Raw genomic sequence first — 12,174 nt, 5'->3', positions numbered from 1 at the left:
CCAATCAACAAATCGTCCAGCTACTCGCACAGAAAGAAAGTTATATGAACAAGCATGATGAAGAACTAGAATTACATTTAAGATCCCGTACTACAGAAACAGTATCAATAAAAATACCAACAGATACATTAAAATCGCTCAAAAAATTTGCAGCTAATCGAGATATGACACTTGAAGCATTACTCAAGTTTTACATTGGACAGAGTTTGCGACAAGATTTAGCTAAATTATTTTCTGAGCGGGTACTTGACTCAACCGCTGAAGTTCTCGCAAGGCACATCGAATCGGAAGAGGAAATTTTAACCATCATTCAAGAAATTCAAGCCAAAACAACTCTATAGTCAACTTACAACAAAAAGTAATAAATAAATTGAGGAATAAAACATGTCTAATCAAACATGCAATGGCGTAACTGCCCGCCGTAGGCAATCGCATGGTTTTTTCGATGCTTTCCAGGTTCATAACTAACCTATTGACAAATTAGACAATAAGTTAATTAGTAAAAGTAAGAAAAGAATATGCGATCGCCTACAGCGAGCGGGTACGCCATCGCTAGTTTTAACCCTGTGCTATCAGGAGGATGCAGTTTGTTGGAGTGATCAGCGCCAGCAAATGGGTCAAAAATCCGCTACTGGTTTTCAGGATCGATGCAATTCCTGTATCAGTAACTGCGATCGCCCATTGATTGCTGATCAGTGAATCAGACTCAATGGTAACGCAGCCTTTTTCTGTGTCACAAATAGCATTACTAACTATAATTCATATTCCCTGTGAGAATATCCTCAGAGGAGCTTTGTTTTTGCTGCGGTATATAACCGTATTTTTACTATTACTGTAAAGAGTAATTAGTTACCAAAATATAAAGTATACCAATCATAAAAATACTCAAATTTTTGATAACACTCAAATATATGGGATCGCTAACAAAGCAAGTAAGTCAAACTCAAGAAATTTTATTACATCGGATTGCGAGTCGTATCCGGCAATCTTTAGAACTACAAGAAATTTTGTCGGCGACGGTTGCAGAAGTACGCTCGTTTCTAGACACTGATCGCGTCAAAATTTATCAGTTTCAACCTGATGGTCATGGATTAGTCATTGCTGAATCGATTCAGTCAGGTCGGTTGCCGCCTCTTGTGGGGTTAAATTTCCCCGCAGATGACATCCCATCCTATGCCCGTGAACTGTTTGTGCGAGCACGCCAGCGAACTATCGTTAATTTGACAACACAAGAAATTGGTATTAGTCCTCTTGATTGCTTAGAAACAGGCAAATTATTAGACTATCAAGATATTCGCTATCGTCCCGTCGATCCTTGTCATATAGAATATTTGACGGCAATGGGCGTAAAGTCTTCAGTTGTGGTGCCGATTGTTTTAAAAAGCAAGGAAACAGGGAAAGATTCATTACCTTCTCTGGGGGAATCATCTCAATTGTGGGGACTATTGGTATCTCACCATTCAGAAGCGCGAGTGGTGACAGAACAGGAATTACTATTAATTCAGTCAGTGGTCGATCAGCTGGCGATCGCCATATCGCAATCGATTTTGCTCAGTCAAGTGCGATCGCAAGCCCGTCAAGAAGCGATTATTAATCAAGTTACGGAGCAACTACATACTACGCCGACTGTCCAACTGCGAGCTGCCCTTGAAGAAACAGTAGCTGCCTTTCAAGGCTCTGGAGGACGAGTCTACTTGCTGCCAGACGGCGAACAAACAGCAGAAATCTACACTTGTGGGATGCAGCCTACTCAACTCGATATCGGACAAGATAGACCGATTGAGGAGCATCGATTGTGGCAGAAATATCTCTATTCTGCCACTGTCTCATCCCCCGATTATCCAGAAAAGCAAAAGAACAAAACATGGTCAGTGAATTGGATGAGAGCAGTTTATGCTTTGACTCCTCCACCTAACGAACTCAGTTGTGACTCAAATTTGTGGGCGATCGGCGATCTTTATAAAGAATCCTTATTGCGATCGCTCGCCCCCAACTTTCAAGCAACGCAAATCCGGGCGTTGTTGATTATACCATTACAGCATGGTGCCACCGTCGTTGGCTGTTTAACCATCTTCCGAGATCAGGTGGATATTGAAACTATTTGGGCAGGTTGTGTTGATACCGATTCTCGCCAACTGATGCCACGTCAGTCCTTTGCAGCATGGCGCGAACTAAAAACCGGGCAAGCACAGCAGTGGACAGAATCAGAAGTTAAGCTGGCGCAAGCATTAGGCGAACGCTTTGCAACCGCAGTAAAGCAGTATCGACTTTACAAACAAGTGCAGACCCTGAATACAAACCTAGAGCAACAAGTGCGCGATCGCAACGCCGAACTGCAACAGACTAATACTGATTTGCAACGCTCGACTATTGAGCTACAGCGCTCGATGGAACGGCAGCAAGCCCTAGCTCGGATCATTGCTAATATGCGACAGTCGCTGGACGTTACCACTATTTTCCGAACCACGACTGAGGAAGTTTGCCAATTACTTAAAAGCGATCGCTTAAGTGTCTATCGTTTTAATGCCGACTGGGGAGGTGAATTTGTCAGTGATTATGAATCTGCAAATCCCCAATGGCAGAGCAATGTCAAGCTGGGAGTAGGTATGGTGTGGGACGACACATATTTACAACAAACGCAAGGCGGACGCTACCGCAATAATGAAAGTCTTGTAGTTGATGATATCTATAGCCTCGGATTTAGCCAGTGCCACCTTAATATACTTGAACAATTTCATGTCAAAGCCTTCATGATTGTGCCGATTTTTGTCGGGCAAGAACTATGGGGTTTATTGGGAGCGTATCAACATTCAAGCACTCGGCATTGGGAAGCTTTGGAAGTCGAGTTTTTCACGCAAATAGCAACTCAGCTGGGAGTGGCGTTGCAACAAGCCGAGTACCTAGAACAAGTGCGATCGCAAACCAGACAATTGGCGCTTGTGGCAGAGCAACAGCAAACTTTAGCAAGTGTGATCACCAAAGTTCGGGAATCACTGGACTTGAACGCGATTTTTGAAACCACAACCCAAGAACTCCGCCGAGTACTTAATGCTGATCGTGTTGTAGTCTTTCGCTTCTATTCTGAATCTAACTATGACGGCGGCGAAGTCATTGCAGAAGATGTTGCGTCGCCTTTCCCATCGACCTTAACAGCAAAGGTGTACGATCATTGCTTGGGTGAGCAGTATACTAAGAAATTCTCCCAAGGCTACATTCATGCAGTCACTGATATTTATAACAGCGAGTTAGACGATTGTTATATTTCAATGCTGTCTCGCTTCCAAATCAGGGCGAACTTAGTAATTCCCATGCTCAAGCAAGGGCAGCTATGGGGTTTACTGTGTATTCATCAATGCCAAAAATCCCGTGAGTGGCAAGAGTCTGAAATTGAATTTGTCAGCCAAATTGCCTCTCAGTTAGGAGTTGCTTTACAACACGTCGTACTGCTCAACCACACACAGCAGCAAGCTAACCAACTTTCCCAAACGCTTGAACATTTGCAGCAAACTCAAGCTCATCTGATTCACACTGAAAAGATGTCGAGTTTGGGATTATTAGTAGCAGGGGTTGCCCATGAAATTAATAATCCAGTTAACTTTATTTACGGCAACCTCATTCATCTTCATGAATATACGCAAAATTTGATTGAGATGCTCAATGTCTATCAACAGGTATATCCTGAAGCTAATCTGGAAATTCAACGACAAGCAAAATTAGTAGATTTAGAATTCATCGCTGAAGATTTGCCTAAACTGTTTTCTTCGCTGAAACTAGGTGCTGAACGAATTCGTGAAATTATTCTTTCCTTGCGAAATTTCTCTCGTCTCGACCAAGCCGAGGTAAAACCTGTTGATATTTCTGAGGGACTCGATAGCACTCTATTAATATTGCAGCATCGTCTTAAAGCTAATTCATTGCATTCAGGCGTTGAGATTGTCAAACAGTACGGCGAGTTACCGCTTGTAGAGTGTTTTGCTGGACAACTTAACCAAGTGTTTATGAACCTGTTAGCAAATGCGATCGATGCACTGGAGGATTTATGCCGTCAGTCTGCGAAATCAGGTGCAAATAAACACCATCCTCTGATCACTATCAAAACACAGTTGATAGCAGATGATTGGGTGCAAATCTCCATTAAGGATAATGGAGTCGGCATGACAAAAGAGGCACAGACTAAGCTATTCAATCCTTTTTTCACAACAAAGCCTGTCGGTCAAGGTACAGGTTTGGGACTCTCAATTAGTTACCAAATTGTAGAAAAACACGGAGGCAAATTACAGTGTCTGTCTTTACCTGGTGAAGGGGCTGAGTTTGTGATTGAAATTCCAGTTAAACAATCTGAGGTCAAAGTAGCAAATCTACAAGGCGATAGAGAAGGAATCTACAAAGCTGATGGGTACGCCCGTTCTTATTAAATATATAGGAGTTAATTAAACAGACCAGCAGATGCGATCGCACAAGCCCGCTTTCGTTCTTCATTACTATTGTCTGTGCGTAGACGTGTTGGCGTACCCCTGCGGGGAAGCAAGCTACGCGCAGCGTCTCCCTTAGGAGAAGCAAGTGGCGTCAGAGGCTTTGAATTTACTCCCCTTCCGTTGTCGGAAAGGGGCTGTTCTTGTTAGATCTGTATTCGACTCAATTGAGAAGTGCTATATATGCCCCCCTTACAAAACCTCAAACTCTTCTAAACTTATCCCAGCTTGTCGTAAAATACTGCCCAGCGTACCGATAGTAATTTCTCGATAATGAGGCACAATCGCAGTATGGGTTCCTTGATTGGTAGATTTGGCAAACTTTACGTGACTACCCTTTTGACTAACTTCCCCAAAGCCTGCTGCTTCTAATCGACGCTTCACTTCACGATAAGGTAATGGTTTAAGCGGCACCTATTTCTACCTGAAGTGTCTTAATTTGAGGAATAATAGTAGCTACTGGTGGTTCAAAATGCAGTGACAAAGCTTCCTCAAGATTAGCCAATGTCTCAGTTTCAGTCTGGCCCTGACTAGCAATATCAATCTCCAAGCACTGTGCCACAAACCAGTTACCTTCCTGCCATACACTTGCAGTAAAAGTTTGTTTCATAAGTTTTTCTTGTTCGGCACTTTCTTTTGATTTGATTATACTCCAGAAGAAAACTGGAGGTGGATTGAAGCTGCAAACGCTTATTTGTTAAGATTTCCAGTGCGACAACATTGAAACAGGGCAACTTTCCATTACCATGCCAACATCTACACTTGACAATAAAGACGTAGCAGCTATCCAAGCCGTAAAAGAAGGGGTTGCTATATGCGATCGCACTGGCTGGGGACGCATCAAAATCTCTGGCGACGATCGCCTCAATTTCTTACACAACCAAAGTACTAACAATTTCCAAATACTCAAGCCAGGACAAGGTTGTGATACGGTTTTCGTCACTTCCACAGCCAGGACAATTGATTTAGTAACTGCTTACGTTAGAGAAGATGCGGTAATCCTGCTGGTTTCACCCAACCGTCGCCAGTTTTTGATGGAATGGCTGGATAAATATATTTTCTTTGCCGACAAGGTGGAATTATCTGATATTACACAATACACCAACACCTTTAGCCTGATTGGCCCAGGAAGCGACGCTGTTTTAGAAAAGTTGGGTATTGGCGAACTTATCGGACAACCTTACGGTAGTCACCAAGTATACACGATTGCTCCTGCGGAGGGAGTGCGGATTGCTGTGGGTAGTGGGTTAGCTGCTCCCGGATACACCTTAACTTTTCCCTATACTGACAAAGCAACGGTGTTGAACAAATTGTTGGAAGCTGGGGCGGTAGAGATGAGCGATCGCGCTTGGGATGTGTTGCGAATCTTACAAGGCCGTCCCACCCCAGATGCTGAACTAACAGATGATTACAATCCTCTGGAAGTTGGTTTGTGGCAAACAATTTCTTTTAATAAAGGTTGCTATATTGGGCAAGAAACCATCGCTCGGTTAAACACATACAAAGGTGTAAAGCAACACCTTTTGGGTATCCGCCTCAGTGCCCCAGCGTCAGTTGGAAGTGCGATCGCAGTTGGAGATGAAAAGGTCGGCAAACTTACCAGTTACACAGAAACTGCTGATGGTTACTTTGGACTAGGTTACATTCGCACTAAAGCTGGTGGCGTGGGCTTGAAAGTTAAAGTGGGAGAAACTGAAGGTGAAGTAGTAGAAATCCCGTTTGTTTCTCAGGAGTACCCATAAGCAATTCAAAATTCACTCTAGCAATTTGAGAGCTTAAAAACTTGAGTGCATATTTTCAGATGCCCTTGTATTGCGTCATCCCAGGTAGGGTAAAAGTTTCTTTTACCGTCTAATGCCCCGCCCATGACCAAAGTCTCAAACATCATTGGTCTGCCGGAAGTACAAGGGTTTAAATTGATACCAACAAACATAGTTGAAATGCTAGAATCATTAAACTCGTTGTACATAACTCGAATGTCAGCAAAACTGATTGAATCCATCCATAAATTCCACTCCGTGAAGGACTCAACAGCAACGGGGGTTTACCCTTCTAGTCTGTAACACGTAATCATAATACTTTTATAGTCACATTGATTTGACTTTACGTACTTACGTTATTTTTGTAAAGCTCTAAAAACATCTTAAGGAAACAGCTACTTCTTCCACTTTTTGGGCTGCCATCCTCCATTAACTCACAAAAAATAATATCCCACTCTGCAAGGTATATGTTGAGTGCTACAGCTATTATCTGATTGCTGGTTTCCCACCGACGATTAATCCAAATTTCCCCAACTTTAGGGGCATTTTCTAATCCTTGGTGAAAACCCCCCGGCACACGTTGAATTTCTGACTCTTCAAAATCCTTATCATATGGATCAAGTCCTAGCTGTGAGAGTTGTTTTATTGAAAGTTTTAAATAAACTGGATATGTTTCGTCCATTAATCAAAATTCCCTTTTTGTCACATTCTCTCTGAAAGCCTTTTACTGTCTTCTCTGACTAGAATGATAAATGATCGTCCGGCATCCAGTGGGAAGATATCAGCGGGTAGCTGTTCTCGCCTGCCAGCAGGAATGTGGTAGCCGTTCGACTCGGCAGCCGACCAAATGGTTATAAAGTGCGATCGCTAAAAATGAGTAGCATTTGAGTAGCGAGAGGGTTGCTTGCGATCGCCCAGAATGCCTAGAAGTGTAGCTGTTTTGAGTAGCAAATGAGTAGCAGGATTGATACGAAACCTTAAAATGCCTGTAGTATCGTTAAATGCGTAGATTAGACTAGAATCACGGGGTAACAATCATCGGAATATTATGATGAGCGATCGCGACTATACATTAATCATTGACAAAAGCGGTAGTATGTCCACACCCGACCAGGTGGGTGGTAAAAGTAGATGGGAGATAGCCCAAGAGTCTACTCTGGCTTTGGCAAGAAAGGCCGAACAGTTTGACCCAGATGGTATTACGGTTTACGTGTTTGCCGGTAGATTTAAACGCTACGATGATGTCACCTCAGCCAAAGTCACCCAGATATTTCTCGAAAATGACCCTGCTGGGACGACAAATTTAGCAGGTGTACTCCAGGATGCACTCAATAACTACTTTCAACGCAAAGCTGCCGGGAAAGCGAAGCCAAACGGAGAGACAATTTTAGTAATCACCGATGGTGAACCAGACGATCGCAAAGCTGTGTTTGAAGTAATTATTCATGCTACTCGCCAGATGGAACGTGATGAAGAATTAGGAATTTCGCTCATTCAAGTAGGTTCAGATGCTCAAGCAACTAAGTTCCTCAAGGCTTTGGATGACCAGTTGCAAAGTGTCGGCGCTAAATTTGATATTTGCGACACCGTTACTTTAGACGACTTAGAAGAAATGAGCCTTGTAGATGTATTGACGAACGCAATAACTGACTAATGTGTTGATCACCCATAGTCCAGTAAATCTTAACTCTTAACTGGAGAATTAAATAATGCTAGAAAATCGTGACTATACCTTGATTATCGACAAAAGCGGCAGCATGGCAACCCAAGATCAAAAGGGTGGTAGAACCAGATGGGTTGCAGCCCAGGAATCTACTTTAGCTTTAGCTAGTAAGTGTGAGCAATTTGACCCAGATGGTATTACTATTTATGTATTTTCTGGTAAATTTAAACGATACGAAAATGTCACATCCAGCAAGGTATCACAAATTTTCCGAGAGAATGATCCCTCTGGTACAACTGACTTGGCAGGTGTGTTAAAACACGCAACTGATGATTACCTTCAACGCAAAGCAGCCGGTCAAACAAAGCCAAATGGTGAAACAATTTTAGTAGTTACTGATGGTGAACCGGACGATCGCAAAGCAGTAATGAAAGTGATTATTGAAGCTTCTCGCCGCATAGATCGAGATGAAGAACTAGCCATTTCCTTCATTCAAGTCGGCACAGATCAGCAAGCTACCCGCTTTCTCAAAGTCTTAGACGATGAACTCCAAAGTGCTGGTGCTAAGTTTGATATCTGTGACACAATTACTATGGAAGATATGGAAGATATGAGTCTATCGGAAGTGTTACTCAATGCCATTAATGACTAGCTATACCATCTATTAGGAATTGCAAAAATGGATTCCATTGATCAGCTGTTAGCTCAACTCCAAACTGAATACAAAGAAGTACAACCAGAACAGCAGTCAAAATCAACCACAGCTAAATCCTTTACGCCACCATTGCCAAAGTCGGCATCTTTAATAGATAACCTTTTGGCAGAAGTTCAGGCTGATTTTGCACAAAAGGATGCTGCTATTGAGTTAAAAAGACAGCAAGAACTAGAACAGGAACTAATTCAACAAGAACAACTCAAAGCTAAAAAACTAGAGGCTTTGAAAGTGCAGGCAAAAGAATGGTTAGCCAAAGTAGATCCACTTTCGTCCGAAGGACTTTGGTTTGAAAGGTTTGCTGAAAGTTACTCCTCAAAATTAAACGCAGCGATTGAATATTTAAGAAACAATGAATAAACAATTCAAAATTCATGCATTTCAGGTTCCAGGGATAAATCTGTTTGCTAGAATTGAGAATTAGCAATTATTATTTAACCCACATTCCGCACCCTCAACTGGTACATATGTTGTGATAGTAGTAAACCAAGGTTGAAGTAAATACAGAAGGTAAATAATAGAACATTTTTGTCGAGTGATAAGGTTCGATGTGATCAGATCACCGAATTTTTCGCGCCGAGGAATGTTATAAGCTAAAAATCTTTTTTTGATATGTCCGACTCTAAATTTACTGCTCCTATGGCTCAAGAATCAGTCCACTCAGAATTGTCTGAGCGATCGCCTGTTCCTAACCTGCGGGAGAAGATTCTAGCAATCCGCAACAGTTTACGCCCTGGACAGCAACAAATGGCTGACTGGCAATCTGGGCCTTTGGCTATTTCTGCCGTTCCTGGTGCAGGCAAATCTACTGGTATGGCGGCGGCGGCAGCGATCGCGATCGCACGTCAATATGAGCGTTTATCCTCCCGTCGTCACTTGGTAGTTGTTACCTTTACTCGCTCCGCTGCTGCCAATATTAAAGCGAAGATCCGCAAAGACTTAAAGAAATTATCTCTACCTCAGACGGGCTTTTTTGTCTATACCCTACATGGTCTGGCGTTAAACATTGCCAACCGCCATTCTGATTTATCGGGTTTGCAGTTAGAAAATGTCACATTAATTACACCAACCCAAAGTCACCGCTTTATCCGAACAGCTGTAGAGCAATGGATTGCGAATAATTCCGGAATATATTTACGGTTATTACAAGGTCATCAATTTGACGGAGAAGAGACAGAAAGGTTGCGTCGCCAATCGGTGCTGCGAACAGAAGTATTGCCGGAATTGGCTAATACGGTAATTCATGAAGCAAAAAGTTCTGGAATATCCCCAGAAAAGTTGCGGGAGTGGAGTAAACAAACCACAGATGAATATGCAATTTTAAGCGTAGCGGCGGGATTGTATGAGCAATATCAAAACTTAATGCGATCGCGTGATTTCATTGACTATGACGATATGATTTTAGCTGCACTGCGCGTTTTAGAAAATGACAGTGCCCGTCGCATCGAGCAAAATCAAGTATTCGCAGTCTTTGAAGACGAAGCCCAAGATTCTAGCCCTCTACAGACGCAGTTGTTGGAAATTTTGGCAAGTGATGGGGACAAGGGGGATAACTCCTCACTCCTCACTCCTAACTCCTCACTCAATCTAGTACGAGTTGGCGACCCCAACCAGGCGATTAACTCTACCTTCACCCCAGCCGATCCGATTTATTTTCGGCAATTTTGCGAAGAGTGCGATTGCATCAAACGATTGGCAACGATGGATCAAGCTGGTCGCAGTACTAGAATTATCATTGAAGCTGCTAACTTTGCCCTCAAATGGATCAATAGTCAGTGGTTAGCAACAACCAACAACAAACAGCAGACTCCTGACAACCGACAAGTACCATTTCGCTTGCAGACAATTCACCCTGTTGAATTTGGTGATCCGCAAACTAACGCCAACCCAGCAGCAATAGGACGAGGACTGGAACTTTATACACCGCGTGACATTCATCACACGGTTGAATTGTTATCTCAAAGAGTGATCGAGTTATTTGGCGAAGACCCAACAAAAAATAGTGCAGCAGTTTTAGTGCGAGAAAATCGCCAAGGACGATGGTTAGCAGAGGCTCTGACACCTGTATGCAAAGAGCATAATATTACACTTTACGATGTGGGAGAACGCGATCGCCGTTCCCATGTCCCCCAAGAGATTTTAGCATTACTGCAATTTTGCGATCGCCCCCACTCCCCCGATTACCTCAAAGCCGCCCTAGAAGCATTAGTACAGCGCCAATTAATTCCTACCCAAGACCTCAACGCCCTTGCTAGTCTCCCAGAAGAATTTTTGTATCCTGGCCCCCTAGCAGCACCCCAGCTAGAAACAGTCCAAAAAGCCGCTCGCTTGTGTCGCAGCTTACTTCGCGCTCGGTTGGAATTGCCCCTGTACCAGCTAATTTCCTTTCTCGCCTTGACCTTAAATTACGATCAAGCAGAATTGGCAACTGCTGACAAACTCGCAGAACGGGTAAACCAGCAGATAGCTGGCAATAGTTCGATGGGGGGAATGCTGTCAGCTTTAAGTGAAATCGTCAGTTCCGAACGGTTTGAACCAGTGGAAACCGAGGATTCGGAAGAACGTTACACTCGTTGCGGTCAACTGACCATTATTACCATGCACAAAGCCAAAGGGCTGGATTGGGACTATGTGTTTCTTCCCTTTCTCCACGAAAACTTGATTCCTGGGAGATTTTGGGTTCCTCCCCAAAGCCAGTTCTTAGGGGATTTTACCTTATCAGAAGTAGCCCGCGCCCAAATTCGTGCTGCTCTCCACGGAGAATCTACTATACCAGATGTCACACAAGCATGGGAACAAGCAAAGCACTTGAAAATATCTGAGGAGTACCGTTTACTCTACGTTGCGATGACACGAGCAAAGCGTCTGGTATGGATGTCAGCAGCACAGAAAGCCCCCTTCACTTGGAGTAAACCGGATAATTTACAAGAACAAGCGCCTTGTCCGGTTTTTCCAGCATTAAAGCGCCAGTTTCCTGAATGTGTGGCGAATTTAGCAGTAATGACTAAACAAGAGTGATCAAAACTCTTAAGAAATTTAATGAAATCCACAGTTACTAAGCTGTTCCACATCTAGTTTGCATATCTAAATTTAATGAAAGTATTGTGGGGTGGGCATCTTGCCCGCCATAATTATGCAATTTAAGTGTGGAACAGCTTAGTACAGCAGGCGCGTAAATCCAGCTATCATCTCAATTAACCACCATGAAGTTGCTCTGAGCAACTGGTTAAAAGTAGGCAAACTTTGCCCACAGTGTATTAGCGATCAGATTGTTCCAGAATATTTGTCGGAAATAAGCTATCTAAAGCGAAATTTGCCATTTTAAAATTGATGTTATAGATTGGTGCTCAGATTTTAATCAGAAATTTATTTACCAATGGAAACCCAACAGTTCACAACGATACAAGAAAATAGACCCACCAAGACGAGAAAACAGTCTTTTGCTGGGATGAATATTGGTACTCCTAAAGTACCATTCCGTAAATGCAAGAAAACAGCACAACAGTATGAATTACTGAGTGATTGGGAACACGCAAGTTAATTTACCAACTAGCCATGATTAACTGG

The 12,174-nt window shown here is 42.9% G+C and carries 11 protein-coding genes; 8 read left to right on the top strand and 3 right to left on the bottom strand.

The window, feature by feature from the left end:
• Positions 1 to 44 precede the first annotated feature (44 nt).
• Together V7K85_RS18680 and V7K85_RS18675 are read left to right on the top strand one after the other, a co-directional pair.
• Positions 45 to 341 (top strand): hypothetical protein, encoded by a 297-nt coding sequence (locus V7K85_RS18680; protein WP_334815349.1) that lies wholly within the window; start codon positions 45 to 47, stop codon positions 339 to 341.
• Between the two features lie 570 nt (positions 342 to 911).
• Complete coding sequence (locus tag V7K85_RS18675; protein ID WP_334815347.1) at positions 912 to 4,415, top strand: GAF domain-containing protein; 3,504 nt, start codon at positions 912 to 914, stop codon at positions 4,413 to 4,415.
• 249 nt (positions 4,416 to 4,664) lie between these two features.
• Here the strand turns inward: V7K85_RS18675 and V7K85_RS18670 are convergent, their stop codons facing one another.
• Together V7K85_RS18670 and V7K85_RS18665 are read right to left on the bottom strand one after the other, a co-directional pair.
• Complete coding sequence (locus tag V7K85_RS18670) at positions 4,665 to 4,886, bottom strand: type II toxin-antitoxin system HicA family toxin (RefSeq protein WP_334815345.1); 222 nt, start codon at positions 4,884 to 4,886, stop codon at positions 4,665 to 4,667.
• Positions 4,876 to 5,082, bottom strand: coding sequence for a type II toxin-antitoxin system HicB family antitoxin (locus tag V7K85_RS18665; protein WP_334691741.1), 207 nt, complete (start codon positions 5,080 to 5,082; stop codon positions 4,876 to 4,878). The genes V7K85_RS18670 and V7K85_RS18665 overlap by 11 nt, the downstream gene beginning before the upstream one ends.
• A 136-nt stretch (positions 5,083 to 5,218) precedes the next feature.
• On the opposite strand from V7K85_RS18665, the gene ygfZ reads away from it, so the two are divergent.
• Positions 5,219 to 6,214 carry a CAF17-like 4Fe-4S cluster assembly/insertion protein YgfZ gene (gene ygfZ / locus V7K85_RS18660; RefSeq protein WP_334815343.1) on the top strand — a complete coding sequence of 332 codons (996 nt, stop codon included), beginning with the start codon at positions 5,219 to 5,221 and terminating at the stop codon, positions 6,212 to 6,214.
• 361 nt (positions 6,215 to 6,575) lie between these two features.
• Here the strand turns inward: ygfZ and V7K85_RS18655 are convergent, their stop codons facing one another.
• Positions 6,576 to 6,914: a hypothetical protein gene (locus tag V7K85_RS18655; RefSeq protein ID WP_334815341.1), complete on the bottom strand. Its 339-nt coding sequence runs from the start codon at positions 6,912 to 6,914 to the stop codon at positions 6,576 to 6,578.
• A 366-nt stretch (positions 6,915 to 7,280) separates the two neighbouring features.
• Here V7K85_RS18655 and V7K85_RS18650 point away from each other — a divergent pair, with 366 nt between their 5' ends.
• The 5 genes from V7K85_RS18650 to V7K85_RS18630 all read left to right on the top strand — a co-directional run bounded on the left by V7K85_RS18650 (position 7,281) and on the right by V7K85_RS18630 (position 12,148).
• Positions 7,281 to 7,886, top strand: coding sequence for a vWA domain-containing protein (locus tag V7K85_RS18650; protein ID WP_334815339.1), 606 nt, complete (start codon positions 7,281 to 7,283; stop codon positions 7,884 to 7,886).
• A gap of 55 nt (positions 7,887 to 7,941) precedes the next feature.
• Entirely contained in the window at positions 7,942 to 8,547 is a 606-nt protein-coding gene (locus V7K85_RS18645) for a vWA domain-containing protein (RefSeq protein WP_334815337.1), read from the top strand.
• Between the two features lie 27 nt (positions 8,548 to 8,574).
• On the top strand, positions 8,575 to 8,967 hold the full coding sequence (locus V7K85_RS18640; protein WP_334815335.1) for a salt stress protein, Slr1339 family: 393 nt from the start codon (positions 8,575 to 8,577) through the stop codon (positions 8,965 to 8,967).
• 252 nt (positions 8,968 to 9,219) lie between these two features.
• Positions 9,220 to 11,625: an ATP-dependent helicase gene (locus tag V7K85_RS18635; protein ID WP_334815334.1), complete on the top strand. Its 2,406-nt coding sequence runs from the start codon at positions 9,220 to 9,222 to the stop codon at positions 11,623 to 11,625.
• A 358-nt stretch (positions 11,626 to 11,983) separates the two neighbouring features.
• Positions 11,984 to 12,148 (top strand): hypothetical protein, encoded by a 165-nt coding sequence (locus V7K85_RS18630; protein WP_334815332.1) that lies wholly within the window; start codon positions 11,984 to 11,986, stop codon positions 12,146 to 12,148.
• Positions 12,149 to 12,174: the final 26 nt, after the last annotated feature.

The sequence above is a fragment of the Nostoc sp. genome (genome assembly GCF_036917615.1).
In the GTDB taxonomy this organism is placed as follows: Bacteria; Cyanobacteriota; Cyanobacteriia; order Cyanobacteriales; family Nostocaceae; genus Nostoc.
Note: the sequence above shows the minus strand (reverse complement) of the source record. Positions and strands in the feature narration are given on the sequence as shown.

Bases quoted from the DNA above. Each gene is read 5' to 3' on its own strand.
- V7K85_RS18680 (WP_334815349.1), top strand. From the start codon at position 45: ATGAACAAGCATGATGAAGAACTAGAATTACATTTAAGATCCCGTACT.
- V7K85_RS18675 (WP_334815347.1), top strand. From the start codon at position 912: ATGGGATCGCTAACAAAGCAAGTAAGTCAAACTCAAGAAATTTTATTA.
- V7K85_RS18665 (WP_334691741.1), bottom strand. From the start codon at position 5,082: ATGAAACAAACTTTTACTGCAAGTGTATGGCAGGAAGGTAACTGGTTT.
- ygfZ (WP_334815343.1), top strand. From the start codon at position 5,219: ATGCCAACATCTACACTTGACAATAAAGACGTAGCAGCTATCCAAGCC.
- V7K85_RS18655 (WP_334815341.1), bottom strand. From the start codon at position 6,914: ATGGACGAAACATATCCAGTTTATTTAAAACTTTCAATAAAACAACTC.
- V7K85_RS18650 (WP_334815339.1), top strand. From the start codon at position 7,281: ATGATGAGCGATCGCGACTATACATTAATCATTGACAAAAGCGGTAGT.
- V7K85_RS18645 (WP_334815337.1), top strand. From the start codon at position 7,942: ATGCTAGAAAATCGTGACTATACCTTGATTATCGACAAAAGCGGCAGC.
- V7K85_RS18640 (WP_334815335.1), top strand. From the start codon at position 8,575: ATGGATTCCATTGATCAGCTGTTAGCTCAACTCCAAACTGAATACAAA.
- V7K85_RS18635 (WP_334815334.1), top strand. From the start codon at position 9,220: ATGTCCGACTCTAAATTTACTGCTCCTATGGCTCAAGAATCAGTCCAC.
- V7K85_RS18630 (WP_334815332.1), top strand. From the start codon at position 11,984: ATGGAAACCCAACAGTTCACAACGATACAAGAAAATAGACCCACCAAG.